25 protein-coding genes are annotated in these 25,575 nt (G+C 70.7%); 12 read left to right on the top strand and 13 right to left on the bottom strand.

Annotated elements, in window-relative coordinates; translation table 11 throughout:
• Positions 1 to 725, bottom strand: a 725-nt coding sequence (locus JJL56_RS22885) for a 1-deoxy-D-xylulose-5-phosphate synthase N-terminal domain-containing protein (protein ID WP_282188946.1), incomplete at its 3' end; no start/stop codon positions are given.
• Between the two features lie 256 nt (positions 726 to 981).
• Here JJL56_RS22885 and hpnH point away from each other — a divergent pair.
• The gene (hpnH, locus tag JJL56_RS22890) at positions 982 to 2,109 is read left to right on the top strand and encodes an adenosyl-hopene transferase HpnH (protein WP_145629511.1); all 1,128 of its coding nucleotides are present in this window, start codon (positions 982 to 984) and stop codon (positions 2,107 to 2,109) included.
• On the opposite strand, the gene JJL56_RS22895 is transcribed toward hpnH, so the two are convergent.
• Genes JJL56_RS22895 through shc form a run of 3 tightly spaced genes read right to left on the bottom strand, consistent with a single transcriptional unit; the run spans position 2,050 to position 5,102 of the window.
• Entirely contained in the window at positions 2,050 to 2,757 is a 708-nt protein-coding gene (locus tag JJL56_RS22895; RefSeq protein ID WP_200486446.1) for a phosphorylase family protein, read from the bottom strand. The two genes, hpnH and JJL56_RS22895, sit on opposite strands and share 60 nt — an antisense overlap.
• A gap of 6 nt (positions 2,758 to 2,763) precedes the next feature.
• Entirely contained in the window at positions 2,764 to 3,159 is a 396-nt protein-coding gene (locus tag JJL56_RS22900) for a DUF2141 domain-containing protein (protein ID WP_247889676.1), read from the bottom strand.
• A gap of 11 nt (positions 3,160 to 3,170) precedes the next feature.
• A complete protein-coding gene (shc, locus tag JJL56_RS22905; protein WP_200486447.1) occupies positions 3,171 to 5,102 on the bottom strand; it encodes a squalene--hopene cyclase in 1,932 nt (643 codons plus the stop codon).
• A 160-nt stretch (positions 5,103 to 5,262) separates the two neighbouring features.
• Between shc and JJL56_RS22910 the strand changes: the two genes are divergently transcribed.
• Positions 5,263 to 7,950 carry an MMPL family transporter gene (locus tag JJL56_RS22910; protein ID WP_200486448.1) on the top strand — a complete coding sequence of 896 codons (2,688 nt, stop codon included), beginning with the start codon at positions 5,263 to 5,265 and terminating at the stop codon, positions 7,948 to 7,950.
• Here JJL56_RS22910 and JJL56_RS22915 read toward each other — a convergent pair.
• Both JJL56_RS22915 and JJL56_RS22920 read right to left on the bottom strand, forming a co-directional pair.
• Positions 7,862 to 8,878 carry an SMP-30/gluconolactonase/LRE family protein gene (locus JJL56_RS22915; RefSeq protein ID WP_211111950.1) on the bottom strand — a complete coding sequence of 339 codons (1,017 nt, stop codon included), beginning with the start codon at positions 8,876 to 8,878 and terminating at the stop codon, positions 7,862 to 7,864. The two genes, JJL56_RS22910 and JJL56_RS22915, sit on opposite strands and share 89 nt — an antisense overlap.
• A 125-nt stretch (positions 8,879 to 9,003) precedes the next feature.
• A complete protein-coding gene (locus JJL56_RS22920; RefSeq protein WP_200486449.1) occupies positions 9,004 to 10,131 on the bottom strand; it encodes a sulfotransferase family protein in 1,128 nt (375 codons plus the stop codon).
• A 174-nt stretch (positions 10,132 to 10,305) separates the two neighbouring features.
• Between JJL56_RS22920 and JJL56_RS22925 the strand changes: the two genes are divergently transcribed.
• Complete coding sequence (locus JJL56_RS22925) at positions 10,306 to 10,926, top strand: ABC transporter substrate-binding protein (protein ID WP_145629505.1); 621 nt, start codon at positions 10,306 to 10,308, stop codon at positions 10,924 to 10,926.
• A gap of 4 nt (positions 10,927 to 10,930) precedes the next feature.
• The gene (locus JJL56_RS22930; RefSeq protein ID WP_200486450.1) at positions 10,931 to 11,908 is read left to right on the top strand and encodes an NAD-dependent epimerase/dehydratase family protein; all 978 of its coding nucleotides are present in this window, start codon (positions 10,931 to 10,933) and stop codon (positions 11,906 to 11,908) included.
• 102 nt (positions 11,909 to 12,010) lie between these two features.
• Here JJL56_RS22930 and cueR read toward each other — a convergent pair whose 3' ends face one another.
• The 3 genes from cueR to JJL56_RS22945 form a co-directional block, all read right to left on the bottom strand.
• Positions 12,011 to 12,445, bottom strand: a complete 435-nt coding sequence (gene cueR / locus JJL56_RS22935; RefSeq protein ID WP_425599141.1) for a Cu(I)-responsive transcriptional regulator — start codon at positions 12,443 to 12,445, stop codon at positions 12,011 to 12,013.
• Entirely contained in the window at positions 12,442 to 14,835 is a 2,394-nt protein-coding gene (locus JJL56_RS22940) for a heavy metal translocating P-type ATPase (RefSeq protein WP_200486451.1), read from the bottom strand. Before JJL56_RS22940 ends, cueR begins: the two co-directional genes overlap by 4 nt.
• Before the next feature lie 79 nt (positions 14,836 to 14,914).
• On the bottom strand, positions 14,915 to 15,121 hold the full coding sequence (locus tag JJL56_RS22945) for a heavy-metal-associated domain-containing protein (protein ID WP_145629500.1): 207 nt from the start codon (positions 15,119 to 15,121) through the stop codon (positions 14,915 to 14,917).
• A gap of 163 nt (positions 15,122 to 15,284) precedes the next feature.
• Between JJL56_RS22945 and JJL56_RS22950 the strand changes: the two genes are divergently transcribed.
• From JJL56_RS22950 to JJL56_RS22960, 3 genes are all read left to right on the top strand, one after another.
• Entirely contained in the window at positions 15,285 to 16,124 is an 840-nt protein-coding gene (locus JJL56_RS22950) for a TIGR02587 family membrane protein (RefSeq protein WP_200486452.1), read from the top strand.
• A gap of 14 nt (positions 16,125 to 16,138) precedes the next feature.
• Positions 16,139 to 16,564 (top strand): hypothetical protein, encoded by a 426-nt coding sequence (locus JJL56_RS22955; RefSeq protein ID WP_145629498.1) that lies wholly within the window; start codon positions 16,139 to 16,141, stop codon positions 16,562 to 16,564.
• Positions 16,565 to 16,625: 61 nt separating this feature from the next.
• On the top strand, positions 16,626 to 17,186 hold the full coding sequence (locus JJL56_RS22960; RefSeq protein ID WP_040134496.1) for a hypothetical protein: 561 nt from the start codon (positions 16,626 to 16,628) through the stop codon (positions 17,184 to 17,186).
• Positions 17,187 to 17,219: 33 nt separating this feature from the next.
• Here the strand turns inward: JJL56_RS22960 and JJL56_RS22965 are convergent, their stop codons facing one another.
• Positions 17,220 to 17,918 (bottom strand): pirin family protein, encoded by a 699-nt coding sequence (locus JJL56_RS22965; protein WP_200486453.1) that lies wholly within the window; start codon positions 17,916 to 17,918, stop codon positions 17,220 to 17,222.
• 169 nt (positions 17,919 to 18,087) lie between these two features.
• Here JJL56_RS22965 and JJL56_RS22970 point away from each other — a divergent pair, with 169 nt between their 5' ends.
• Positions 18,088 to 18,720, top strand: coding sequence for a trimeric intracellular cation channel family protein (locus tag JJL56_RS22970; protein WP_247889674.1), 633 nt, complete (start codon positions 18,088 to 18,090; stop codon positions 18,718 to 18,720).
• A gap of 43 nt (positions 18,721 to 18,763) precedes the next feature.
• Positions 18,764 to 19,042 carry a GNAT family N-acetyltransferase gene (locus JJL56_RS22975; RefSeq protein ID WP_145629496.1) on the top strand — a complete coding sequence of 93 codons (279 nt, stop codon included), beginning with the start codon at positions 18,764 to 18,766 and terminating at the stop codon, positions 19,040 to 19,042.
• 5 nt (positions 19,043 to 19,047) lie between these two features.
• Here JJL56_RS22975 and JJL56_RS22980 read toward each other — a convergent pair whose 3' ends face one another.
• The 3 genes from JJL56_RS22980 to JJL56_RS22990 form a co-directional block, all read right to left on the bottom strand.
• The gene (locus tag JJL56_RS22980; protein ID WP_145629512.1) at positions 19,048 to 19,752 is read right to left on the bottom strand and encodes an ABC transporter ATP-binding protein; all 705 of its coding nucleotides are present in this window, start codon (positions 19,750 to 19,752) and stop codon (positions 19,048 to 19,050) included.
• A 90-nt stretch (positions 19,753 to 19,842) separates the two neighbouring features.
• Complete coding sequence (locus tag JJL56_RS22985; protein WP_145629495.1) at positions 19,843 to 20,586, bottom strand: sulfite exporter TauE/SafE family protein; 744 nt, start codon at positions 20,584 to 20,586, stop codon at positions 19,843 to 19,845.
• Between the two features lie 117 nt (positions 20,587 to 20,703).
• Positions 20,704 to 22,320 carry an acyl-CoA synthetase gene (locus tag JJL56_RS22990; protein ID WP_200486454.1) on the bottom strand — a complete coding sequence of 539 codons (1,617 nt, stop codon included), beginning with the start codon at positions 22,318 to 22,320 and terminating at the stop codon, positions 20,704 to 20,706.
• Between the two features lie 137 nt (positions 22,321 to 22,457).
• Between JJL56_RS22990 and JJL56_RS22995 the strand changes: the two genes are divergently transcribed.
• From JJL56_RS22995 to JJL56_RS23005, 3 genes are all read left to right on the top strand, one after another.
• A complete protein-coding gene (locus tag JJL56_RS22995) occupies positions 22,458 to 22,991 on the top strand; it encodes an RT0821/Lpp0805 family surface protein (RefSeq protein WP_345772625.1) in 534 nt (177 codons plus the stop codon).
• Positions 22,992 to 23,050: 59 nt separating this feature from the next.
• On the top strand, positions 23,051 to 25,213 hold the full coding sequence (locus tag JJL56_RS23000; protein WP_200486455.1) for a tetratricopeptide repeat protein: 2,163 nt from the start codon (positions 23,051 to 23,053) through the stop codon (positions 25,211 to 25,213).
• Positions 25,214 to 25,328: 115 nt separating this feature from the next.
• A complete protein-coding gene (locus JJL56_RS23005) occupies positions 25,329 to 25,574 on the top strand; it encodes a hypothetical protein (RefSeq protein ID WP_145629490.1) in 246 nt (81 codons plus the stop codon).
• The last annotated feature ends 1 nt before the right edge of the window (position 25,575 follow it).

Below are 25,575 nucleotides of genomic sequence, written 5' to 3' on the forward strand. Positions count from 1 at the left end.
CCGGTGACCATGCCGCGGGCGTACTCCTCCGCCCGCCGCGCCGCCGTGCGCAACGGACGCGGCATGTGTCCGGCCAGATCCTCCGCGAAATGCCGCAGGGTCAGGAAGGGCTTGGAGGAGATCAGCCGCGACAGATAGGCCGACAGGGCGCCGACCGGCGGGGCGATCGACATGTTGTTGTCGTTGAGCACCACGATCACCCGGCTGTCGCCGGAACCGATGTTGTTCATCGCCTCATAGGCCATGCCGGCGCTCATCGCGCCGTCGCCGACCACCGCGACCACGTGGTTGCGGCGGCCCAGCCGGTCGCGCGCCACCGCCATGCCCAGCCCCGCCGACATGGCGGTGGAACTGTGAGCCGCCCCGAAGGGGTCGTACGCGCTCTCCGTACGTCTCGTGAATCCGCTCAAGCCCCCGCCGGTACGGAGCGTACGGATGCGGTCGCGGCGTCCGGTCAGGATCTTGTGCGGGTAGCACTGGTGCCCGACGTCCCAGATCAGCCGGTCCACCGGCGTGTCGAAGACGTAGTGCAGCGCCACGGTCAATTCGACCACCCCCAGCCCGGCGCCCAGATGACCGCCGGTCACCGACACCGCGCCGATCGTCTCGGCTCGCAGTTCGTCGGCCAGCTGTCGCAGTTGGCGCGGTTTCAAGCGGCGCAAATCGACGGGAGTGCGCACCCGGTCGAGCAGAGGCGTCCCGCTGGGCGGGGTCTTGTTCTTCATGGCCGGTGCCTCCCCCTTTATGGGCCGTCAACCGGTACAGCGGCCGGCGCGGCGGTCGCGCGCGCTGTGGTTTTACGGCCTACGAAGGATGAAAGGCGGAGCCGGACCACACCAGAGTCCGGCAAGTATCATACAGTAATCTACCTGCCGTGCGTCTCCGGACGCTCCAAACTGGAGCGCGACGCAATTTCAGGGATAGGCGCATGACGGCGATTCACCAGACGGCAATCCATGATGGTCCGGGAGAGGCGTAACCATGGCCGTTCCCGCGATCCAGGCGGCGCTGGTCGGCGCCTACGTGCTGCGCCAGCGCCTCAGCGGCAACCGGCGCTTCCCGCTGGTGCTGATGATGGAGCCGCTGTTCCGCTGCAACCTCGCCTGTGCGGGCTGCGGCAAGATCGACTATCCCGACCCGATCCTGCGCCGCCGCCTGTCGGTGGAGGAGGCGCTGGGCGCGGTGGACGAGTGCGGCGCCCCGGTGGTCTCCATCGCCGGTGGCGAGCCGCTGCTGCACCCCGAGATCCACACCATCGCCGCGGGGATCGTGGCGCGCCGCAAGTTCGTCTATCTCTGCACCAACGCCCTGCTGATGGAAAAGCGGCTCGACCGCTTCACACCCAGCCCCTTCTTCACATGGTCGGTCCATCTCGACGGCGGGCGGGAGGAGCATGACAAGGCGGTCTGCCAGCCGGGTGTCTACGACCGCGCCGTCGCGGCGATCCGCACCGCCAAGGCGCGCGGCTTCCGCGTCAACATCAATTGCACCCTGTTCGACGGGGCGGAGCCGGAGAAGATCGCCGCCTTTTTCGACGAGGCCATGGCCGCCGGCATCGACGCCGTCACCGTGTCGCCCGGCTACGCCTATGAACGCGCGCCGGACCAGGAGCATTTCCTGAACCGCCGCAAGACCAAGGAGCTGTTCCGCGACGTCTTCGCGCGCGGGCGGGGTAAAAAATGGCGCTTCTCGCAATCGTCCCTGTTCCTGGACTTCCTGGCCGGCAACCGCAGCTACCGTTGCGCGCCGTGGGGCAACCCGACGCGCAACGTCTTCGGCTGGCAGCGTCCCTGCTACCTGCTGGGCGAGGGCTATGCCCCGACCTTCAAGGCGCTGATGGAGGAGACGGACTGGGACGCCTACGGCACCGGCAATTACGAGAAATGCGCCGACTGCATGGTCCACAGCGGCTATGAGCCGACCGCGGTGGAGGACACGCTGCGCCACCCGCTGTCGGCGCTGGCGGTCAGCCTGCGCGGCCCGCGCACGGACGGGCCGATGGCGCCGGAAATCCCGCTGGACCGCCAGCGCCCGGCAGATGAGGTCTTCTCACGCCACGTCGCGGACACCCTGCGCCGGATCGAGGCCGAGCGGGCCGCCGCCGAGTAAATCCGCTGGAATGGCTTGGGCAGCCCGGCGGAGCGCCGCCAGGGCACGGCCGAGGTCCCAGGCCAGCCGGCCCAGCGCCATGAGTTGGCCGGGGTCGGCGGCCAGCCGCGCCAGCACGGCGCCGGGAGTGATGCGCCCTGCCCCGTCCAACCCGGCCAGCGCCGCCGTGGGCAGCGCCCGCCACGCCGGGTCGGCGACCGCCCGCAAAACGGCGAAGGGCCGCCCCCAGGCTCGGCAGACACGCGCGACGGCCAAGCTTTCCAGATCGACCGCCACAGCGCCGCTCAGCGCCCGCAGCCGTGCCTTGTCACCGACCGTCGCCGTGGGCATGCGGGCGCCGGCCACCAACGCGGAGTGCGCCTGCGGCAAGGCGTCGCGCAGTCGATCCTGCCAGAACCGGCAAGCCTCAAAGACGGCGCCGTCCTCATCGACGACGGCCCTCGCCAGGACCAGCGATCCGGGCCGCAGGTCAGCTGCCAAGCCGCCCGCGATGCCGAAGCTGACGATCCCGCAGGCGCCCCCCTCCAGCAGCCGATGCGCCGCCACCGCGGCGGCGGCGTCCCCGGTGGCGCAGGCAACGGGCAGCCCGCTGCGGCGGGCCAGATGGGCTTCGAGCGCCATGCCGGTGAGGATCGCGGCGACCATCATGCCTCCCTACGGCGATATCCAGTAACGCAGCGTCAACGCCGTCTCCACGCCATCCTCTCCCACCGTCACGGCGGCGTCGCGGAAGCTCGGCGGCGCCAGGAGCACAGGGGCGTCGTTGCCGAAGCCGAGGCCTTCCCGCGGCACGCCGAGAAGGTTGCGGTCCAACTGTCCGTTGCCGTTCTCGTCGTGATAGGCGCGCAACGCGTAGGTCCCCGGCGGCAGATCGGGCACGGCGACGCGCACCGAACCCTCCGCCGCCGGGGCGGTGATCCGGAAGGCGCAGCGCCCCGCCGGATAGGTCTCCTCCGCGCAGACGGCGAGGACGATCCGACCGTCGCCGTTGCGCACGCCCTGGACGGTCACCATCAGCGCCGCGGCCAAAACCGCCGCCGTTCCTTTCACGCCCTCAGGTTTCACGCCCTCAAGGCCCGGTAGCGGGCCAGCGCCCACAGTGGAAAGCTCGCCGCGTAGCCGTGGTACTTGAGATAGAAGACACGCGGGAACCCCACGGCGGTGAAGGGCTCCTCGCTCCACAGCCCCTCGGCGTCGCGGGCGGACAGCAGATAGTCCACGCCGCGCTCCACCGCCGGGTGATCGCCCTTGCCGGCCGCCATCAGCCCCAGCAGCGCCCAGGCGGTCTGCGAGGCGGTGGAGACCGCCCCCTCGCCGCGCGGGTTGCCGGCCCAGTAGCTGGCGCCGTCCTCGCCCCAGCCGCCGTCCGCGCGCTGGTGCGCCAGCAGCCACCGCGCGGCGCGCTGCACGGCCGGGGCGGCGTGCGGCACCCCGCCGGCGTTCAGCGCCTCCAGCGCCGACCAGGTGCCGTAGACGTAGTTGGTGCCCCAGCGCCCGAACCAGGCCCCATCACTTTCCTGCTCGCGCTCCAGGAAGGTCAGGCCGCGGCGGGTCGGCACGGTGTCGCGCCCCTCGCCCAGCCGGGCCAGCATCGTGACGCAGCGCGCCGTCACGTCGGCGGTCGGCGGGTCGAGCAGGGCGCCGTGGTCGGCGAAGGGGATGTGGTTGAGGAAGTCGTGCTGGTTCTCGGCGTCGAAGGCGCCCCAGCCGCCGTTGCGGCTCTGCATCCCGACAATCCAGTCCCGCGCGCGGCGGATCGGCTCGCCATAGCGGTCGGCGTCCAGCCGCTGCAGGGCCATCACCACCATGGCGGTGTCGTCGGTGTCGGGGTAATGGGCGTTGTTGTACTGGAAGGCCCAGCCGCCCGACGCCAGCCCCGGACGCTGCCACGCCCAATCGCCCTCCACGTCCAGGATCTGCCGGTCGACCAGCCAGTCCGCCCCGCGCCGGGCCGCGGCGCGGGCCCGCGGGCTGCCGGTTTCCAGCAGGGCGTTGCAGATGATCGCGGTGTCCCACACCGGCGACAGGCAGGGCTGGCAATAGACCCGCCCCGACTGACGCACCACCAGCCCGCGCAGCGCGCGGCGCGCCGTGGCCGCGTCGGGATGGTCGGGCGGCAACCCCAGGCAATGGAACATCAGCACGGCATTGACCATCGCCGGAAAGATGGCGCCCAGCCCGTCCTCCCCGTTCAGCCGCTCGGTCACGAAGCGCACGGCGCGGTCGATGGCCGTCTGGCGCCCATTGGCCGGCAGGCGCGGCTCCACCGCGTGCAGCGCCGCGTCCAGCGCCCGGAACAGCGTGGCCCAGCCGCCGCGCCCGTTGTTGCTGTGCCAGTTGCGCACACGCTCCGGCGGCTCAGTGAACAGCTCCGCGATGCCGATGCCGCGCGGGTTGCGGGCGCGCAGCCGGTGCGCCATGACGACCAGCAGCGGCACCACGACCGTCCGCGACCAGTAGGAGATGCGGGAGATGTGGAAGGGCGACCAGGGCGGCAGGTTCATCACCTCCACCGGCATCGCCGGCACCGCCCGCCAGGGAATCTGCCCGAACTGGGCCAGCAGGATGCGGGTGAAGACGTTGCAGCGCGCCGCCCCGCCGCGCGCCAGGATCGCCTCGCGGGCGCGGCGCATGTGCGCAGCGTCGGGGCTGTCCCCCGCGGCCTTCAGCGCGAAGTAGGCCTTCACGCTGCAGCTGATGTCCATGGCGCCGCCGAAGAACAGCGGCCAGCCGCCGTCCTTGCCCTGCCGCCCGCGGATGAAGGTCGCCAGACCGGCTTCCAGTTCCGGATCGATCTCGTCGAGGATGTGGTGCAGCAGCAGATATTCGGACGGGATGGTGGCGTCGGCCTCCAGTTCGAACACCCAATGGCCGTCGGCCTGCTGGCGGCGGATCAGGGCGTCCGTGGCCTCGGCCACGGCGTCGCTCACGGCCTTGGCCGAAGGATCGGTCCGTTGGACCCGCAAGGTTGTGCTTGCGTTGTGGTCTTGCATCGGCGCTCCCGCTTTGCCCCGGTGTTCCCCATGGTGGAGGTATCAGGGTAACGAGGTGCCGCGCTTCGCCCATGGGTTGGAAGTAAGATACGGTAGCGTACGTTGGGTGCCAAAGGTTGTCCTGGCAGACTGCGTACGCTTCTAGGGAGGGACGTACAGCGTGACAGAACGGCAAGGTGTCCTGGGCCGGATGGCGGACTTCGGCCGCGCCATGATCGGGGGCCTGGGCGCCCTGTCCTGCCGAAGGCCGCGGGTGACGCTGGCGGTCGGGGTGCTGCTGTCCGTCCTGGCCGGCTGGTATTCCGCCGAAAACCTGACAATGAGCACCAGCACGGCGGACATGATCGCGCCGGACACCGCCTTCCGCCAGCACACGGAGGAATACCGGCGGGCTTTTCCCTTCGCCGACGACCAGATCGTCGTGGTGGTGGATAGCCCGTCTCCCGACCAGTCGGACGCCGCCGCCGTACGCCTGGCGGAGCGCATGTCCGCCCGTACGGACGTGCTGTCGGCGGTGGAGGTGCCGTCCGCCGATCTGTACTTCCTGCGGTACGGGCTGCTTTTTCTCGACACGGAAAAATTGCAGGATCTGGCCACCCGGCTGGCCGGGGCGCAGGCGGCGCTGGGGGCGCTCAACGCCGCCCCGAACCTTCAGGGGCTGGCCGATCTGCTGGACCTCATCCTGACCCACGCGGACGAGGGGGCGCCGGCTTCTCCCGCCAATCTGCTGGACCGTCTGGCGGTGAGCACCGCGACGGTGGCGGACGGACATCCGGTGCCGCTGTCCTGGACCGGGCTGGTGCAGGCCGCGGAGGAGGAGGACCGGGCAGCCAACCGCCGCTTCGTTCTGGCCCGGCCCATCCTGGACAACAACTCCTTCGGGCGCGGGCGGCCCGCGGTGACCGCGGTGCACGAGGCCATTGGCGCGGTGATGGCGGAGCCGGTCGGCCAGGGGGTCGAGATGCGGGTCACCGGTGCCGTACCGCTGCGCCAGACGGAGCTGGACACGGTGGCCAACAGCGCCGGCCTCGCCAGCATCCTGTCCTTCATCCTGGTCTCGGCGGTGCTGATCGCCGGGATGCGGTCGGGGCGGCTGATCGCCTGCATCATGGTGGTCCTGCTGCTGGGCCTGACGCTGAGCGCCGGGGCGGCGGCGCTGACCGTGGGGCGGCTGAACCTGATCTCGGTCACTTGCGCGGTGATGTTCTTCGGGCTGGGCGACGATTACGGCGGGCATCTCGGCCTGCGCTACCAGGAGGAGCTGCGCCGCGGCCTGCCGCCGCTGGCCGCCGCCATCGAGGCGGTGCGGGCGGTCGGGCCGGCGCTGGTGCTCAGCACCCTGTGCGCCATCATCGGCTTCCTGTCCTTCGTACCGACCGCCTATCTGGGGCTGGCGGAGTTCGGCATCATCTCCGCCGTCGGCATGGTGGTGGCCCTGCTCATCAGCCTGACCCTTCTGCCCGCCCTGATCGTCCTGCTGCGCCCCGGCCCCGGCGTCCCCGCGCCGGAACGCGAAGACCGCGGCTTCGCCGGCTGGGTCACCCGCCACCACCGCGCCATCCTGGCCCTGGCCGGGGCCAGCGTCGTCCTGTCCATGGCGGCGCTGCCGCTGGTGCGGCTGGACGTCAACCCGCTGAACCTGCAAGACGAACGGACGGAGGCCGTCGCCACCTACCGCGATCTGGCGACCACCCCGCGCACCTCCCCCTATTCCGTCAACATCCTGACTCCGGATCTCGGTGCCGCGCAGGCGCTGGCCGACCGGCTGCGCAGCCTGCCGGAGTCGGGCGGCGTGCGCACCTTCGCCAGCTTCATCCCCAAGGACCAGGAGGCCAAGCTGCCGATTCTGGCGGACATGTCGCTGCTGATCGGCCCCAGCCTCACCGCGCCGGCCACCCTGGCCGCGCTGGACCAGGGCGGGTTGGAGCGCGCCTTCGCCACGCTGAAAACGGTCCTGGAGGGCTATCGGACGGACAAGCGCGACGGACCGCCCGAGTTGCGCGCCGCCGTGCTGCGTTTCGACGGCTCGCTGGCCCGCATCCAGCCGGGGCAACTCACCACGCTCGACGCCGCCCTGACCGGGGGCGTTCCGCCGCTGCTCGACCGGCTGCGCGAGGGCATGGCGGTGGAGCAGCCGGTGACCGCCGCCGACGTGCCGGACAGCCTGAAGGCCCGCTGGGTCGCCGCGGACGGACGGGCGCGCGTCGAGGTGCTGCCCACCCACGACATTTCCGACAGCCGGGACATGGCCGATTTCGCCGACGCGGTGCTGGCCGTGGCACCCAACGCCACCGGCGCCCCGGTCACGGTGACGGAGGCGGCACGGGTCGTCGGCACCTCCTTTCTGGAGGCGACGGCGCTGACGCTGGTGCTGATGGTGCTGCTGCTGGTCGCCGTGCAGCGCTCGGTGACCGGGATGGTGCTGATCCTGGCGCCGCTGGTCCTGGCCGCCCTGTGGACGATGGCGACCGCCGGGCTGCTGGACATCCCCTTCAACTTCGCCAACGTCATCGTCATCCCGCTGCTGTTCGCGCTCGGCGTGTCGAGCAGCATCCACATGGTCTCGCGCGGGCAGGATCTGGTGCGGGAAGGGGCATCGGACAGCGCCTTCGGCATCGAGCTTCTGGTGACCAGCACGCCGCGCGCGGTGCTGGTCAGCACGCTGACCACCAGCACCGCCTTCGCCACGCTGGCGCTGTCCAGCCACCGCGGGCTGTCCAGCATGGGGGTGCTGCTGGCGGTGTCGATCACCTACACGGTCATCTCGTCGCTGGTGGTGCTGCCGGCGCTGATGATCCTGTGGCACCGCTGGCGCCTTCGTCGCAGATCAGCAGTCCCGGCGCGGTGACCGAGCCGACGATCAGCCGCCCGTTCCACGAGAGGGCGACCGTGGCGGCGGAAAAGCGCCGCCCGTCCTCGTCCAGCAGGATTTCCGTTCCGGCAGGGCCGAGGGCCGCGACGCGAGTCGGTGCCGCCGCCCCGCCCGGCCATCCGTAGCGGTGCAGCGCCAGTTGGAACGGCGACGGGTGCAACGCCACCAGCAGGCGCCCGTCCGGGGCCATCGTCAGGTTGTCCGGCCCGCCCGGCACGGCGATGCGCCGCGGCGGCGCCTGCGGATCGGACAGGCGGTAGACGAGCAGCACGTTCTCCCGCGTGGCGGCGACGGTCAGCCGGTCGTGCTTCGGGTCGGGAAACAGGCCGTTGGCGAAGCCGATCCCACCGATCAGAACGCGGGCGTTGTTGTTTTCCACCAGACCGACGAAGCCGTGGCGCCCGCCGAGGAGGTTGTCCTCGATCACGGCGCCCCAGCCGCACCCGCCGTGGCTGCTGGTGAACAGGAAACGCTCACCATCGAGGAAAGCGACGTCGTTGGCCCGGCAGAGCAAGGGGCTGGCGGTGGTGCCTTGGTGGGTAAGGGTGGCGCCGTCCAGGCGGTAGCGCTCGACCGTGGCCGACCCGTCCACCCGGCGGCTGATGGCGAGCAGGGACCGCGCGCCGTCCGGTTCCGCGCGCAGGTCGATGCCCGCCGGGCGCAGGCCGCTGGCGAGGGGGGTTGCGGCGACGGCCGGTGAGTCGAGGGATTGCAGGTTCAGCAGGTAGAGTCCGCCCGTGGTTCCGGCCCGGCGGTCGTAAGCGGACAGCACCGCCTGACCGCGCGTGGCGTCGAGCGCCATGTCCTCGATGCCGGTGACGGGAGCGCCGTTGGCGGTGACGGAGATGGTGCGGCAGGCGGCATGGGCGGGGTGGGTGAGGAGAGCAAGGAGAAGCAAGGTCATTGCCCCCACCCTCCCCACTTCGTGGGTCCCCTCCCTCCCCCGCTGGGCGGGGGAGGGCCACATTCCCTCCCCCGCCCAGCGGGGGAGGGTCAGGGTGGGGGCAAAACTCCGCCACGCCACGCCCTTCACGCCACACCGGCCCCCCAGCGCGCGACGAAGGGTGCCCATTCGCGGTCCACCCGCTCCCGCCCTTCGTCCGACAGGCGGTGACGGTTCTTCGCGTAATCGCTCACCGCCCCCAGATACGCCGCGAAATTCGGCTGCGCCGCCGCGTAACCCGGCAGGTCCAGCGTCAGGTACAGCCGCTCCACCTCCTCCAGCGGCGCTTGCTCGAACCGTTCGAAGGGGACTTCGGCGAAGCGGTTCGCCGGCAGGTTCGCCGTGTCGTCGATCAGCGTCTGCATGATGCGCGGGTAATGGTCCAGCACCACCCGCTCCACGTCGATGTGCCCGTGCGGCTGGAGCGCCAGCCGCGCCAGCAGCGTCCGGTAGAAGCCGACCGTCGACACGAACACCGCCCGCGGGTCGCGGTGGATGTGGATGAAGCGCGCGTCGGGCCAGATCTCCCGCATCATGGCGACCCGCGCGCTGTAGACCGGGTTCTTCAGCAGGATGCAGCGCCCGCCCTGGGCAATCGACACCTTCTCCAGGAAATACAGGAAGCGGCGCTTCCATGCGTCCCGCTCCGCCGCCGTGCAGCCGTCGAAATAGAGGCCGCGCCGCAGATTCTCGTCGAACCGCTCCGGGAAGTAGAGGCCATGGTAGAAGGAGATCGGCGACATGTTCGCCAGCGCGATCTCGTCCTCCTGCGGGCTGTCGGCCTTGACCGGTACGTTGTCGATGTAGCGCCGCTCCGGCAGGGCGCGGGCCAGCAACGGCCGCAGCACCGACCCCAGCCCCAGCATGTCCCAGGGCAGGCCGACCGCGAAGGGGTCGATGATGCCGAATTGCGGGTCGCGGCTCAGCACGTTGTAGAGATGGGTGGTGCCGCTGCGCCAATGGCCGAGGATGAAGACCGGCGGCGGCAGTCCGGCGGATTTTCGCCGCCGCGCCGCCACCCATCCCGCCTCCGCCAACGAGAAGGGCGCACGCCCGAGGGCCGAGGCCAGCGCCGCCAGCGCTGTCGGCCAGCCGCGCCCCCGCGGCCCGCCGTTGCGCGCCAGCACGGTCAGCAGGGTAATGGCGTCGCAGCCATACAGCGGATGATCCGGGATCGGTGACCATCCACTTCGCCTCTTCGCCGGTCCACCCATCCGGACACCTCCCTTCGACAGCATCGCGCAGGAGGATAGACCGGGCCGGACGCTGTTACATCCCACACGGACGGTTGAATCCGCCTGCCCCGAACGGGCAGATTTCCTGTCGACTCTTGCCGGAACAGGACGGGGCGCACCGCGATGACTGGGTCTTCCTCACGCCGAACATGGATGCGCGCCGCGCTCGCGCTGGCCGTCCTGGCGGCTGGCCTGCTGCCGGTTCCCGCCGTGGCGCAGCAAGCCGGCACCACGCCGGGCGCCCGCGCCACGGTGGCGCGTCTGAACGAGGCCATCCTGTCCCTGATGCGGGAGGCCGCGGGACGGGAGCCGGCGCGGGCGCGCCTGCAGCGCTTCCTGCCGGTGATGCTGGACACCTTCGATCTGGAGGCCGCTCTGCGGGTCGCCGCCGCCCCCTATTTCGACCAGTCCGCCGAGCCGGAGAAGCGGCAGGCGCTGGACGCCTTCGCCCGGCGCAGCGCCGCCCAATATGTGGACCGGTTCGACAGCTACGACGGCCAGCGTCTTGAGATCGTCGGCGAGCGGCCCGCCCCGCGCGGCATGCTGCTGGTCGACACCGATCTGGTGCGCGCGGGCAAGGCGCCGGTGCGGCTGAGCTACCTGCTGCGCCCGGAGGGTGACCGCTGGCGCATCCTCGACGTGCTGGCCAAGGGCACGGTCAGCCAGCTCGCCACCCAGCGCTCGGAGTTCCAGAGCACGCTGCGCGGCGGCGGGCTGGCCGCCCTGACCCGCGACCTGAACAGCAACGCCGACCGCATCCTCGGCGGGGCGTAAAGGCATGGGCATCACCCTCGTCACCGGGGGCAGCGGTTTCATCGGCGGGCATCTGGTGGCCGCGCTGGCGGCGCGGGGCGCGCGGGTGCGCATCCTCGACCTTCAGGAGCCGCCAAATGACGCGCCGCCGGACGTGGAGTTCCAGCGCGGCTCCATCCTCGACGCGGCGGCGGTGGCCCGCGCGCTGGAGGGGGTGGAGCGGGTCTATCACCTCGCCGCCGTGGCAACCTTGTGGGACCGCGACCCGACCGTCTTCGACCGGGTGAACCGGCAGGGCACACGGGTTGTTCTGGACGCGGCGGCGCGGGTGCCGGGATTGCGGCGCGTCGTCCATTGCTCGACGGAGGCCGTGATGATCGGCCACCCGCCGCCCCGCCGTCTGCCCCAACGGCTGGATGAGAGCGCCGATCCGGGGCTGGAGGCGCTGGCCGGTCCCTATTGCCGGTCCAAGTATATCGCGGAAAAGGACGCGCTGGCCGCCGCCGCGCAGGGGCTGCCGGTGGTGGTGGTCAACCCCACAGCGCCCATCGGCCCCGGCGACCGGCTGCCCACCCCGCCCAACGCCATGCTGCGCCTGTTCCGGCGCGGCGGGCCGCGGCTGATCCTGGACTGCGTGCTGAACCTCGTGGACGTGCGCGACGTCGCACAGGGGATGATCCTGGCCGCCGAGCGAGGCCGGGTCGGAGAGCGCTACATTCTGGGAGGAGTGGACATCGGGTTGGGCGATCTGGTGCGGCGGATCGACCAGCTTTGCGGGCGTCAGCCCATCCGTCGCCACCCCGTGCCGCCCGCCCTGGCGCTGGGCGCGGCGCGGGCGGAGGAATGGCTGTCCGACCATGTGACCGGCCACCCACCCACCGCCTCGGTCACCGGGGTCCGGCTGGCGCTGGGCGGCGGCGGGTTCGACAGCGGGAAAGCGATGCGGGAGTTGGGCTACACGGTGCGGCCGCTGGAGGCGAGCTTGAGGGCGGCGTTGGAGTGACCATTGCCCCCACCCTTCCCACGGCTCGCGCCGTGGCCCCCTTCCCTCCCCCGCTGGGCGGGAGAGGGAGCTTGTCCCCTCCCCTGCGTTAGCGGGGGAGGGTCAGGGTGGGGGCTCGTGGCAGCAACTCCCTCCACCCTCCTCCAGATCCCGCAGGATCGGGCAATCCGGACGCTCGTCGCCGTGGCAGGCGTGGGCCAGATGGGTGAGCGTGTCGCGCATCGCGCGCAACTCGGCGATCTTGGCCTCCAGTTCCGCCACATGGTCGAGCGCCACGCGCTTCACCTCGGCGCTGGAGCGGCTGCGGTCCTGCCACAACCCGACCAGGATCTGGATGCGCTCGATGCTGAAGCCCAGCGTCCGCGCCCGCTTGACGAAGCGCAGGACGTTCACCTCGCTGGATGAATAGACGCGGTAGCCCGCCGCCGTGCGCCCTGCCGCCGGGATCAGGCCGATGGATTCGTAGTAGCGGATCAGCTTGGCGTTCACGCCGGACGCCTTCGCCGCATCCCCGATGGTCATGCCGCCGGCGCTCATGGCTTCCACCCCCGCAGCGACAGGGCGTTCAGCACGACGCTGACCGAACTCAGCGCCATCGCCGCCCCGGCCAGCACCGGGCTGAGCAGGCCCGACGCCGCCAGCGGGATGCCCACCAGATTGTAGATGAAGGCCCAGAACAGCCCCTGGCGGATCTTGGAGTAGGTGCGGCGCGACACGTCGATGGCGCCGGCCACCAACGCCGGATCGCCGCGCATCAGCGTGACCCCGGCGGTGTGCATCGCCACGTCGGTGCCGGTCGCCATGGCGATGCCGACGTCGGCGGCGGCCAGCGCCGGGGCGTCGTTGATGCCGTCGCCGACCATGCCGACCACCTTGCCCTCCGCCTTCAACGTCGCCACCACGTCGGCCTTGCCGTCCGGCAGCACCTCCGCGAAGACGCGGTCGATGCCCAGGTCGACGGCCACCGCGCGGGCGGCCCCGGCGCCGTCGCCGGTGACCATCACCGTCTCCACGCCCTGCGCCTTCAGGGACCGGACGGCGGCGCGGGCGCTGTCCTTCACCGTGTCGCCGAATGCGACGAGGCCCAGCACGCGCCGCTCCGGCGCCGTTTCGACCAGCCATGACACGGTGCGCCCGGCGGATTCCAGCACCGCCGCCCACGCCTCCAGCGCCGCGTCGGACAGGCCGCCTTCCACGATCAGCCGCCTGCTGCCCAGCAACAGGGCGCGGCCCTCCACGGTGGCCGACACGCCGCGCCCGGCCAGCGCCTTGAAGCCCTCCGGCGTCGTGGCCGGCATGCCCTGTTCCTCCGCACGGTCGCGGACGGCGCGGGCGAGCGGGTGTTCGCTGCCGCTCTGCAGCGCCGCGGCCAGCCGCAGCAACTCAGCGTCGTCGAAGCCATCCGCAGCGACCAGATCGGTGACGCGGGGCTTGCCCTCGGTCAGCGTGCCGGTCTTGTCGAAGGCGACGGCGGTGATGGCGTGGGCGCGCTCCAGCGCCTCCGCGTCCTTGATCAGGATGCCGTGGCGAGCCGCCGCCCCGGTGCCGACCATGATGGCGGTCGGCGTGGCGAGGCCCAGTGCGCAGGGGCAGGCGATGACCAGCACCGACACCGCCGTGATGATCGCCGTCTCCACATTCCCCGTGCCAATCCACCAGCCGGCCAGCGTCACCGCGGCGATGACCAGCACCACCGGCACGAAGACCGCCGCCACCTTATCGACCAGCCTCTGGATCGGCGCCTTGGACGCCTGGGCGCCCTCGACCATGCGGACGATCTTGGCGAGCATCGTCTCGGCGCCCACCGCCACCGTCTCGACCAGCAGCAACCCGTCCACATTGATGGAGCCGCCGGTGACGCGGGAGCCCGGCACCTTCTCCACCGGCAGGCTTTCGCCGGTCAGCATGGATTCGTCGACGCTGCCCGCCCCCTCCGCCACGCGCCCGTCCACGGGGATGCGCTCGCCGGGGCGGACCGCCACGCGGTCGCCGACGCGCACCTGGGCGATGGGCAGTTCCGTCTCCACGCCGTCGCGGCGGACGCGGGCGGTGTCGGGACGAAGCTGCATCAGCGCACGGATCGCCGCCGCCGTCCGGCCCTTGGCGCGGGCCTCCAGCCACTTGCCGAGCAGCACGAAGGTGATGAGCACCGCCGACGCCTCGAAATAGAGATGCGGCGTGTGGCCCGGATGCGCCGTCAGCATCATGTAGACGCTGAGCCCCCAGGCCGCGGAGGTGCCGAGCGCCACCAGCAGGTCCATGTTGCCGGACCCGGCGCGCGCCGCCATCCAGCCCGCCCGGTAGAAGCGCCAGCCCAGCCAGAACTGCACCGGGGTCGCCAAAAGGAACTGCGCCCAGGGCGGCAGCATCAGGTTCAGCCCCAGCAGGTCCCCAGCCATGCCGAGAACCAGCGGCGCCGACAGGGCGGCGGCGATCAACACATGGTGAAGGTCCCGCCGGTTGCGATCCTGCGCCGGGTCCTCCGCCGCCGCGTCGGAGTCGGCATCGGCGACGGAGGCGGCGGTGAATCCGGTCATCTCCACCGCCTCGGCCAGACGGGCGGCGTCCACCGTTCCGGCATAGGCGGTGACGTGCGCCCGCTCCGTCGCGAGGTTCACGGCGGCGGATTCCACCCCCGGCACGCGCAGCAGCGCCTTCTCGACGCGCGCGACGCAGGAGGCGCAGGTCATCCCGCCGACCGTCAGGTCGAACTCCTGCCTCTGCGGTTCGAAGCCGACGTTTTCGATGGCCTCCGCCACCGCCCGCGGATCGGGATCGCCCGCGAAGGCGACCCGCGCCCGCTCGGTGGCGAGGTTGACCGACACGTCGGTGACGCCCGGCAGGCGCGATAGCGCCTTTTCCACCCGCCCCACGCAGGAGGCGCAGGTCATGCCGGAAATGCCGATGTCGAGGTCGGTGGTGGACATGATCGTCCTTTCTTCGTCGTCAACCGGCACCCTCACATAAGGCTTCCAATGACTGGAAGGTCAAGGGTGCCGAAAACCGTTACGCGACAGGCAGCCCTTCGGCCTCGAAACCCGCCTTCTCCAGGGCCGTCCGCAGGGCATCGGCGCTGGGCGCACCGCTGATGCGGACGTCCTTCGAGTCCAGGTCGATCTGCACATCCTCGACCCCGGCAACGGCGCCGAGCGCGCGGCGGACGGAGGCGGCGCAGCCGCCGCAGGTCATGCCGGGAACCTTGAACGCAACCATGACGAACTCCTTCCCACAAGGTGTGTGTTGCCGCCAGCTTCCGCCTTCCAGCGATTGGAAGGTCAAGAGGAAAGTCGCGGCCCCGATCATGGCCCCGATCATGGCCCCGATCGCTGCCGTGGTACCGCCGGAACCAACCGCTGCGCTCACGCATTCATGGGCCATGGACATCACCCGCCAGCGCAGCTTTCTCCATGACGAGGCGCAGTTCGCCCGCGCGCTGGCCCGCGCGTCGGCGGGGGCGATCATCTTCGCCCTGCCGCTGCTGATGACCATGGAGATGTGGGAGCTGGGCTTCTACATGGACCGCTTCCGGCTGGCCCTGTTCATCCTGGTGACGCTGCCGGTGCTGTTCGGCCTGTCCTACTTCGCCGGGTTCGAGGAAACCTTCTGCTGGCAGGACGACCTGATCGACGCGCTGTCGGCCTTCGCCGTCGGCTTCCTGATGTCGGCGGCGCTGCTGACCGTCTTCGCCATCGTGCGCCTGGACCAGCCATTGCCGGAGATCATCGGCAAGATCGCGCTCCAGTCCGTGCCGGCCAGCATCGGCGCCATGCTGGCGCGCAAGCAACTCGGCCAGCAGGACGACAGCGACAAGGAGCGGCGCATCCGCTCCAGCTATCCGGGGGAATTGTTCCTGATGGGGGCGGGCGCGCTGTTCGTCGGCTTCAACGTCGCCCCGACCGAGGAGATGATCCTGATCTCCTACAAGATGTCGCCCTGGCACGCGGTGGCGCTGGCGGTGCTGTCGCTGGGGCTGCTGCACGTCTTCGTCTACACGGTGGGCTTCGCCGGGCAGGAGAGCGCCGGGGACGACGGGTTCCTGTCCGTCTTCCTGCGCTTCTCGGTCGCCGGCTACGGCATCGCCCTGCTTATCAGCCTCTATCTGCTGTGGACCTTCGAGCGGGTCGCCGGCCTGTCGATGATGGAGCTGGTGACCGCCACGGTGGTGCTGGGCTTCCCCAGCGCGCTGGGCGCCGCCACCGCCCGCCTGATCGTGTGACGGGAGGGACACCGATGGCCGACATCCGGGAAAACGACATCGAATCCAGGGACGAGGACGGCAGCGCGTCGGTGTCGCGGCTGGCCTGGATCTCGTCGGGGGTGGGGCTCTTGCTGTTCCTGGGCTCGGTGGGGGTGCTGGGCTACGAGGGCATCACTCGCGGCAGCGGCCCACCGGCGATCACCGCCGTCGTGGAGGAGGTGGTTCCCGCGGGCCCGCGCTGGCTCGCCCACATCCGGGTCACCAACGACGGCGGCAAGACCGGTGCGAAGGTCCAGGTGGAGGGACAGTTGATGGCAGGCGACGAGGCTTTGGAAACGTCCGTGGCCGAGTTCGACTATGTGCCCGCCGGCTCCGAACAGAAAGGCGGCCTGTTCTTCGACCGCGACCCGCGGGCGCACGACCTGCGCCTGCGTGTGCTGGGCTACGTGGAGCCCTGAACCAAGCGCCCGCCGGCCTGTTGTCCTGAAACCAAGGACCAAGAGGGACACCGACCCCGCGATGACCCGCCTGACCATCGACGAGGCGCAGCAGCGCATCCGCCTTTTCCTGACCGGCGACATGGTGGAGGCGCTGCGCGCCGTGGACTATGAATCGCCGCCGCTGGCCGACCAACCGTCCGGCCTGACGCTGGAGGCCGCAAGGCGGGCCGCGGTGCGCTTCAGCCATGTGGAGGGGGCGTCCGACTGCCTGTACCGCGTGGACGCCTTCGACGAATCGCTGGTGATGCGCCTGCAACTGAACGTCCGCCGCTTCGTGGCGATCTATCAGGTGCCGGTCGCCGATCCGGTGGCCAGCGCCACCATCTCCCCGCATTTCGAACGCTGGGCCATCGGCGCCGGCCACGCCGGCTGGACCATCGGCTGGCGCGACGGCGCCGACCCCTGGCAACCCGACCGGCGCGTGGTGGAGACCTACTGCTACGCCATGCTGCCCGAGGACTTCCTCGACAACCCGCTGGAGCAGCTCTACTGGCGCACCGACTTGGTGCAGATGACCCGCGCCTTCATGCTGGAGGCCCGCCGCATGGGCATCCGCCTGGCTGTCCCGGAGGGGATGTGAAGGTCCCCACGCCCTGCGGGGACCTTCCTCACCTCACGCCAGATCGAACAGCAGGACCTCGGCGCTGACCACGCCGTCCAGCGTCAGGGATTCCTCCTTGCTGATCGCGGCGCCGTCACCTTCCTTCAGGACCGTGCCGTTCAGCCGGACCTGACCGCGGGCGACCTGCACCCAGGCGTGGCGGCCCGGACGCAGCTCGTGGGTCACGCTGTCGCCCTCGTCCAGAAGCGTGGCGTAGAGGTCCACGTCCTGGTGGATGGTCACGCTGCCGTCGCGCCCGTCCCGGGAACCGACAAGGCGCAGGCGCCCCTGCTTCTCCTCCTGCGCGAAGGCCTTCTGCTCATAGCCGGGGACCATCCCCTCCTCGTCGGGCAGAATCCAGATCTGCAGGAAGTGCGCCGGGTCCTTCTTGGAAGCGTTGTACTCGCTGTGCCGGATGCCCGACCCGGCGCTCATCCGCTGCACCTCGCCGGGACGGATGACCGAGCTGGTGCCCAGCGTGTCCTTGTGCTCCAGCGCGCCGTCCAGGACGTAGGACACGATCTCCATGTCGGCGTGCCCGTGGGTGGGGAAGCCAGCGCCGGGGATCACGCGGTCGTCGTTGATGACGCGCAGAGCGCGGAAGCCCATATGGGCCGGGTCGTAGTAATGGCCGAACGAGAAGCTGTGCTTGCTGTTCAGCCAGCCCATGTTGACGGCGCCCCGTTCGTCGCGGTTGCGGATCGTGATCATCTCTGCTCCTCCGGTTCCTGTGCGAGGCCCTGTGGCCCCTCGTCTGGAGAGGAATGTGCCCCCGTTTCCGCAAAACAACAATTGCCGGAGTTGCGGCTTATCTGTTCCATGAGGCGCAACAAACGACTATGATGCCGGCTCCCCTCAACCAGCGTCGCCGACCGCCATCATGCCCGCCATCATACCCGATGTTTCGCCCCTCCTCCTCGCCATGGACCTGACCGGGATCTTCATCTTCGGGTTGACGGGAGGGACGCTGGCCGTGCGGCACCGTCTGGACATCTTCGGCGTGATGGTGCTGGCGCTGGTGACGGCGCTGGCCGGCGGCGTGCTGCGCGACCTGCTGATCGGGGCGATCCCGCCCGCCACCATGCAGGACGAGCGGTACCTGATCACGGCGCTGGCCTCCGGCCTGTTCGCCTTCTTCTTCCACCCCTTCATCAACCGGCTGGTCAAGCCGGTGATGGTGCTGGACGCGGCCGGTCTCGGCATCTTCGCGGTGGCCGGCTGCGGCAAGGCGCTGGCCTATGGGCTGGGTCCGCTGCCGGCGGTTCTGCTCGGCGTGCTGACCGCCTGCGGCGGGGGGCTGGTGCGCGACGTGCTGGTGGCCGAGGTGCCGCGCGTGCTGCGCGAGGAGATCTACGCGGTGGCCGCCCTGCTGGGTGCGGCGATCGTCATCGCCGGGGCCATGCTGGACCTGCCGAAGGCGCCGGTCGCCATCGTCGGAGCGGCGGCGGCCTTCCTGCTGCGGGTGGTCAGCGTGCTGCGCGGCTGGAGCGCGCCGCGCGCCCCCGGTTCGTAATATTCGCGGTGAACAACCTCAGGCTTCGGCTGTTGAAACGCGCATGAGCACATCCGTGACCGACAACCCGGCCATGAGCCGATTCGAACTGGACGTGAACGGCCAGACGGTCTTCGCGACCTACCGCCGCCGCGGCACCATCCTGCACATCCCCTATGTCGAGGCGCCGCCGTCCCTGCGCGGCACCGGGGCCGCCGGGCGGCTGCTGGAGGGGGTGATGGCCATCGCCCGCGCCGAGGGGCTGACCATCGTCCCGATCTGCGGCTACGCCGCCAATTGGATGCACCGCCACCGCGAGCATCACGACCTGCTGGCGCGGTAGGCCGACTACAGACCGAGATAAGCCTGCTTCACCGCGGGATCGGCCAGCAACTCCTCGCCCGTGCCGGCCAGAACGACGCGCCCGTTCTCCAGCACATAGGCTCGTTGCGCCAGCTTCAGCGACGCGGCGACGTTCTGTTCCACCAGGATGATCGTCATGCCCTCGGCGGCGAGCGCGCGGATGGTGCGGAACAGCTCCTGCACCATGGTGGGGGAGAGGCCGAGCGACGGCTCGTCGAACATGATCAGGTCGGGCTTGCCCATCAGGCAGCGCCCGATGGCCAGCATCTGCTGCTCGCCGCCCGACAGCGTGCCGGCGGCCTGCTCCAGCCGCTCGTTCAGGCGGGGGAACAGGGTCAGCACCCGTTCGAACGTGTCCTTCGCCCCGGCGCGGGCGCGTGGGATGACGGCGCCCATCTCCAGATTCTCGCGGATGCTGAGCGTCGGGAAGATCTGCCGCCCTTCCGCCACCTGCCCGATGCCGAGGTCGCAGACGACATGGCTGGGCAGGCCGGCGATGTCCTTGCCGCGGAAGCGGATGATGCCGCGGGCCGGCTTCAGGATGCCGGAAATGGTGCGGATCAGCGAGGTCTTGCCCGCCCCGTTGGCGCCGACGATGGCGGTCGTCGTGCCCTCTGCCACCGCGATGGACACGCCGTCGAGCGCCTGGGCGTCGCCGTAGAAGAGGTCGAGGTCGGATACGGTCAGCATGGCGTCTTGCGTCGTGGCGGCCTTCATGGAGAGGGCCGCCACCTTAGCGCAGGCGCCGCCGGAACCGAACGGCTTTTGCTTCAGCCCGCCTTACTTCAGGAAGAACAGGACGCTCATCGCCAGGCCCACGGCGATGATCCCCGCGCGCAGGATGCGCGAGGGGATCTTGCGCCCGACCCGCGCCCCGACATAACCACCGGCCACCGCCGCCACGGTCATCAGCGCGGCGTAGGACCATTCCACCGCCCCGCCGACCGCGTAGGCGGCCACCGCGATGGCCGTCAGCACGGCGGAGAACAGGTTCTTCAGCGCGTTCATGGCGTTCAGGTTGGTCATCCCGAACAGGCTCAGCTGCGCCAGCAGCAGGATGCCGAGGCCGCCGTTGAAATAGCCGCCATAGACCGACACCACGAACAGTGTGGCGAGCATCGCCCCGGTCCCGTGCAACCCCACCGCCCGCAGCCGGGCCGCGAGCATCCCGCCGAAGGCGAACAGCGCGGTGGCCACCAGCAGCAGCCAGGGCACGATGCTGCGGAACACCGAATCCGGGGTCACCAGCAGCAGCGCCGCCCCGATCAGCCCGCCGGTCAGGCTGACCACCGACAGCGTGACCAGCCCGACCCCGCCGACCGGCTCCAGATCATGGCGATAGCCGTAGACACCGCTGGCATAGCCGGGCAGCAGCGCCACCGTGCCGGTGGCGTTCGCCGCCACCGGTGGAACCCCGGCGTAGATCAGCGCAGGAAGTGTGAGGAAGCTGCCGCCGCCGGCGACCGCGTTCATCGCCCCGGCCAGGAAGGCCGCGGCGAGCAGGAGCAGGGATGTCGTCACCATCGTTCGGGTCGTTTTCGTTTCTTGTTGTTTGTTTATCCCCTCGCCCCTCTGGGGAGAGGGTTAGGGTGGGGGCGCCCGTAGGGCGTCCAAGCACTGCAATGAGGAGGCGTTGTCGGCCTACCCCCGCCCCCTCAACTCACGGCGGATGATCTTGCCCGTGGTCGTCATCGGCAGGCTGTCCACGAACTCCACGGCGCGCGGGTATTCGTGGGCGGCCAGCCGCGTCTTCACATGGGCCTGGATCTCCGCCGCCAGTTCGTCGCTGGGGCGCACGCCGTCCTGAAGGACGATGAAGGCCTTCACGATCTCGGTGCGCAGGGGGTCGGGCACGCCGACCACGGCGGCCATGCGGACGGCGGGGTGGCCGATCAGGCAATCCTCGATCTCGCCGGGGCCGATGCGGTAGCCCGCCGAGGTGATGACGTCGTCGTCCCGCCCGACGAAGCGGATGTAGCCGTCCGCGTCAAGCTCGCCCTGGTCGCCGGTGACCAGCCAGTCGCCGATGAACTTCGCCGCCGTGGCTTCCGGGTTGTTCCAGTATTGCAGGAACATCACCGGGTCCGGGCGGTGCACGGCGATCAGGCCGATCTCACCGGGAGGACAGCGGTCGCCCCGCCCGTCGATCACCGCCACGTCGTGACCGGGCGCCGGGCGGCCCATGACGCCGGGCTTGGGCGGCATGACCTTGGCGCAGGAGGACACGATCATGTTGCACTCGGTCTGGCCGTAGAACTCGTTGATGGTCAGCCCGAAGGTCTGGCGGCCCCAGTCGAGAAGCTCCGCCCCCAGGGTCTCGCCGCCGCTGGCGACGGAGCGCATGCTGTAGGCCCAGCGCGTCTGCGGGTCCTTGACCGCGCGCATCATCTTCAGCGCGGTCGGCGGCAGGAAGGCGTTGCGCACCTGGAAATCGGCGATCAGGCGGAAAGCCTCCTCCGCGTCGAACTTCTCGAAGCGGTGGGAGACGACGGTGACGCCATGGTGCCAGGCGGGCATCAGCACGTCGAGCAAGCCGCCGATCCACGCCCAGTCCGCCGGGGTCCAGATGCGGTCGCCCGGCTGCGGGAACAGGTCGTGGGAGATCTCCACCCCCGGCAAATGGCCGAGCAGCACCCGGTGCGCGTGCAGAGCGCCCTTGGGCTGGCCGGTGGTGCCTGACGTGTAGATGATCACCGCCGGGTCGTCGGCCGCCGTATCCACCGGCGTAAAGTCCTCCGACGCGGCCTCGACCAGCGCGTGCCAGTCCAGCTCGCCCTCCCCGGCCTCGTCGATGCGCAGAACGAGTTTCAGTTCGGGCAGGCGGTCGCGGATCTGGGCGATCTTGGCCGCACCCACGGCGTCGGTCACCACCGCCCGCGCCCCGCAATTGCCGAGGCGGTACTCCAGCGCCTCCACCCCGAACAGCGAGAAGAGGGGGACGGCGACGCCGCCCATCTTGTAGACGGCGACGTGGCTGACCGCTGTTTCCGGCGCCTGGGGCAGCAGGATGCCCACCCGGTCGCCGCGCGCCACCCCATGGGCGGCCAGCGCGTTGGCGAGGCGATTCGACAGGCGGCGGATGTCGGCGAAGCTGTAAGTCTCCACCGCGCCGTCGCGGCGCTTGTGGATCAGGGCGGTGCGGTCCGGATCGCGCTCCGCCCACTTGTCGCAGACGTCCACGCCGATGTTGTAACGCTCCGGCACCGACCAGACGAATCGGTCGCGCAGGCCCTCGTAGCTGTCCGCTTCCGGCAGCATGCTTTTCCTCCCGACGGGTTCTTGCCGGCCGCTTGGACGCGGCCATTTCCTTGCATCATAGGGGCAACGGCGGCGGTCCGTCACGCGGACGGAATAGTTTGCGGGGCAGCCATGTTCATGAACACAGGTTTTGTACCGTGGGGTTCGACATGAAGGCCAAGGGGATCGTTGCGGTTGTTCTGTCCGTGGGCCTGCTGGCCGGCTGCGCCAGCCCCTATGGCTATGGCCCCGGTTACGGCGCCTATGGGAGCGGCTACGCCCCTGGTTATGGCAACAAGACGGCGGCGGGGACGCTGCTGGGCGGCGTGGCCGGCGGCCTCGCCGGGTCGCGCTTCGGCGGCGGCACGGGCAAGCTGGTGGCGGTCGGCATCGGCACGCTGCTCGGCGCCGCGCTGGGCAACGCCGCCGGCCAGTCGATGGACCGCGCCGACATGATGTACGCGCAGCAGGCGGCGGGGCAGGCCTACATGGCGCCGACCGGTGCGACCGTGCAGTGGAACAACCCGCAGACCGGCAACTGGGGCACCTACACCCCGACCCGCGACGGCACCGGCCCCTATGGCGAGCCGTGCCGGGAGTTCCAGACCAGCATCGTGGTCGGCGGGCAGCTTCAGCAGGGCTACGGCACCGCCTGCCGCCAGGCGGACGGAAGCTGGCGCATGGTGAGCTGAGGCGGCCCCTTCGACCATGCGTCTTCAACCAAGCGGGGAAATGCTCTAGACAGTCGGGCATGGCGACGATCAAGGACGTGCTGGCCGCGGCGCTGGCCCATCATCAGGCCGGCCGGCTGGCGCAGGCCGCCGCCGGCTATCAGGCCGTCCTCGACACCCTGCCCGACCACCCCGACGCGCTGCACCTTCTGGGCGTCGTCTATCTCCAGGCCGGGCACCCGGCGGAGGCCGAGCCGCGCATCCGCGCCGCCCTCCGCGCCGACGCGACCGTGGCCGACTATCACGACAATCTCGGCAGCGCCCTGCGCGCCATGGACCGGGCGGCGGAGGCGGCGGAAGCCCACCGCGCGGCAATCCGCCGGCGCCCGGCCTTCGCCCAGGCCCATTACAACCTCGGCAACGCACTCGACACGCTGGGCCGGCTGGAGGAGGCCGCGGACGCCTACCGGCAGGCCGCCGCGCTGCGCCCTGGCTACGCGCGGGCGCGCTTCAACCTCGGCAACACGCTGACGGCGCTCGGTCGGCTGGCCGAGGCTGACGACGCTTTCCGCGCCGCCCTGGCCGACGATCCCGGATTCGGGGAGGCGCACGCCAACCGCGCCTCGCTGATGTTGCAACGCGGGCGGGCGGTGGAGGCGGAGCGGGCCTTGCGCCGCGCGCTGGCGCTGCGTCCCGACCACGCCACGGCGCTCGCCAACCTGTCCGCCGCTCTGCTCGCCCTGGAAGCCCCAACCGAGGCCGAACAGGCGGCCCGCCGCGCCGAATCCGCGCGCCCGGACTTCGCGGAGGCCGCCCTGCGCCGGGGCGACGCGCTGCAAAAGCGCAACCGTCTGGCCGAGGCCGGCCGCGCCTACGCCCGTGCCGTCGCCCAGTGCCCCGACTTGGCGGAGGCCTACGCGAACCTCGCGCTGGTGCGCCAGACGCAGGGCGACCGGGACGGCGCGGCGGCCGGCTACCGCCGCGCGCTGACCCTACGGCCCGATCTGGCGGAGGTGCGCTCCAACCTCGCCTATCTGGAACTGTTCCGGCCCGGCGTGACGTTGGCCCGCGTGCTGGAGGCGCACCGCGGCTGGGACGCCGTGCACGGCGCGCCGTTGCGCGCCGATTGGGCGCCGCGCGCCCCGGCGGTACGAGACGACGCCCGTCCGCTGCGCGTCGGCATCCTGTCCGGCGACTTCCGCCGCCACCCGGCGGGCCAGTTCGCGGTGCGGGCGGTCGAGGCGCTGCCGGACTTCGGCGTCGAACTGACCCTCTACGCCAACCAGATGGAGACGGACGACCTGACCGAGCGCTTCCGCGCCGCGGCGGCGCGCTGGGTGCCGGTCGCCGACCGGACCGACGCTGAACTTGCAACGCTGATTCGGAACGACCGGCTGGACGCGCTGATCGACCTCGCCGGGCACAACGCCCGCGGGCGGCTGGGCGTCTTCGCGCGCAAGCCGGCACCGGTGCAGGTCGCTTGGTCCGGCTACATGGCGACCACCGGGCTCGCCGCCATGGACGCGCTGGTCGCCGACGCCCACCATGTGCCGGAGGGGGCGGAGCGCTTCTACAGCGAGCGCATCCTGCGCATGCCCGGCGCCTTCATCGCCTACGACCCTCCGCCGGACGCGCCGGAGCCCGGACCGCCGCCCTGCCTGTCCGGCCAGCCGGTCACCTTCGGCGCCTTCAACATCCTGACCAAGCTGACCGACGAGGTCCTCACCACCTGGGCCGCCCTGCTTGCCCGCGTGCCCGAGTCGCGCCTGCTGCTGAAGACCAAGGCGCTGTCCTGCCCGGAAACCGCCGCCCAGTGGCGCTGGCGGCTGGCCGCGGCGGGCATCGCGCCGGAGCGGCTGATCCTGGCCGGGGCCACCGGCAGCCGGGAGCATATGGGCTGGTGCGCCCGCGTGGACGTGGCGCTGGACCCCTTCCCCTTCGCCGGCAGCACGACGACGCTGGAGACGCTGTGGATGGGCGTGCCGGTCGTCACCCTGCCCGGCGACACCTTCTCCAGCCGCCATTCGCTGGCTTTCCTGAGCGTGGCGGGGGTCGAAGGCTGCATCGCCCGCCACCCGGCGGACTATGTGGATCGCGCCGCCGGCTGGGCCGCCGACCCGGCGCGGCTGGCGGAACTGCGACGGACCCTGCGCCCGCGCATGGCGAACGGACCGCTCTGCGACGGGCGAATCCTGGCCGAAGCGCTGGCGAAGTCTCTGCGGGACTTGACGAAGGGCACCTAGCCTTTCCGGATAGGACAGCCCCGAACCCTAAATTAAGGGTTGTTTCGTCAACGTATTTTCGTCACATGTTGTATATCAGATTCATCAAAGGGTCGTGATGCCCAGGGGGTCCTGGATGCTGAACCTTTCGGTTGTCCGCAAAGCCATCGAGGACGTGGAGCAGGCCATCGCCGCGATGCTGGCGCCGGAGACGCTGGCCGCCAAGACGGTTGCCATGAACCGGCGGGCGCTGGCGCGTCTCTATACGGCCTATGCCCAGGGTCTTCTCAAGCGGCACGGCATTGCCGTGGATCTCGACGACATCTGCGGGCAATGCTGCCACGATTGCCCGGATGGACGCTGCGCCCGGCTTGCCTGTTGAC

Source organism: Azospirillum aestuarii, from assembly GCF_016632405.1.
GTDB lineage: Bacteria > Pseudomonadota > Alphaproteobacteria > Azospirillales > Azospirillaceae > Azospirillum > Azospirillum aestuarii.

Bases quoted from the DNA above. Each gene is read 5' to 3' on its own strand.
- JJL56_RS23005 (WP_145629490.1), top strand. From the start codon at position 25,329: ATGCTGAACCTTTCGGTTGTCCGCAAAGCCATCGAGGACGTGGAGCAG.
- JJL56_RS22980 (WP_145629512.1), bottom strand. From the start codon at position 19,752: ATGCTGACCGTATCCGACCTCGACCTCTTCTACGGCGACGCCCAGGCG.
- JJL56_RS22955 (WP_145629498.1), top strand. From the start codon at position 16,139: ATGGCCGACATCCGGGAAAACGACATCGAATCCAGGGACGAGGACGGC.
- JJL56_RS22985 (WP_145629495.1), bottom strand. From the start codon at position 20,586: ATGGTGACGACATCCCTGCTCCTGCTCGCCGCGGCCTTCCTGGCCGGG.
- JJL56_RS22990 (WP_200486454.1), bottom strand. From the start codon at position 22,320: ATGCTGCCGGAAGCGGACAGCTACGAGGGCCTGCGCGACCGATTCGTC.
- JJL56_RS22950 (WP_200486452.1), top strand. From the start codon at position 15,285: ATGGACATCACCCGCCAGCGCAGCTTTCTCCATGACGAGGCGCAGTTC.
- JJL56_RS22975 (WP_145629496.1), top strand. From the start codon at position 18,764: ATGAGCACATCCGTGACCGACAACCCGGCCATGAGCCGATTCGAACTG.
- hpnH (WP_145629511.1), top strand. From the start codon at position 982: ATGGCCGTTCCCGCGATCCAGGCGGCGCTGGTCGGCGCCTACGTGCTG.
- JJL56_RS22965 (WP_200486453.1), bottom strand. From the start codon at position 17,918: ATGATCACGATCCGCAACCGCGACGAACGGGGCGCCGTCAACATGGGC.
- JJL56_RS22920 (WP_200486449.1), bottom strand. From the start codon at position 10,131: ATGGGTGGACCGGCGAAGAGGCGAAGTGGATGGTCACCGATCCCGGAT.
- JJL56_RS22960 (WP_040134496.1), top strand. From the start codon at position 16,626: ATGACCCGCCTGACCATCGACGAGGCGCAGCAGCGCATCCGCCTTTTC.
- shc (WP_200486447.1), bottom strand. From the start codon at position 5,102: ATGCAAGACCACAACGCAAGCACAACCTTGCGGGTCCAACGGACCGAT.
- JJL56_RS22945 (WP_145629500.1), bottom strand. From the start codon at position 15,121: ATGGTTGCGTTCAAGGTTCCCGGCATGACCTGCGGCGGCTGCGCCGCC.
- cueR (WP_425599141.1), bottom strand. From the start codon at position 12,445: ATGAGCGCCGGCGGCATGACCATCGGGGATGCGGCGAAGGCGTCCGGC.
- JJL56_RS22970 (WP_247889674.1), top strand. From the start codon at position 18,088: ATGCCCGCCATCATACCCGATGTTTCGCCCCTCCTCCTCGCCATGGAC.
- JJL56_RS22940 (WP_200486451.1), bottom strand. From the start codon at position 14,835: ATGTCCACCACCGACCTCGACATCGGCATTTCCGGCATGACCTGCGCC.
- JJL56_RS23000 (WP_200486455.1), top strand. From the start codon at position 23,051: ATGGCGACGATCAAGGACGTGCTGGCCGCGGCGCTGGCCCATCATCAG.
- JJL56_RS22930 (WP_200486450.1), top strand. From the start codon at position 10,931: ATGGGCATCACCCTCGTCACCGGGGGCAGCGGTTTCATCGGCGGGCAT.
- JJL56_RS22895 (WP_200486446.1), bottom strand. From the start codon at position 2,757: ATGATGGTCGCCGCGATCCTCACCGGCATGGCGCTCGAAGCCCATCTG.
- JJL56_RS22925 (WP_145629505.1), top strand. From the start codon at position 10,306: ATGCGCGCCGCGCTCGCGCTGGCCGTCCTGGCGGCTGGCCTGCTGCCG.
- JJL56_RS22915 (WP_211111950.1), bottom strand. From the start codon at position 8,878: ATGACCTTGCTTCTCCTTGCTCTCCTCACCCACCCCGCCCATGCCGCC.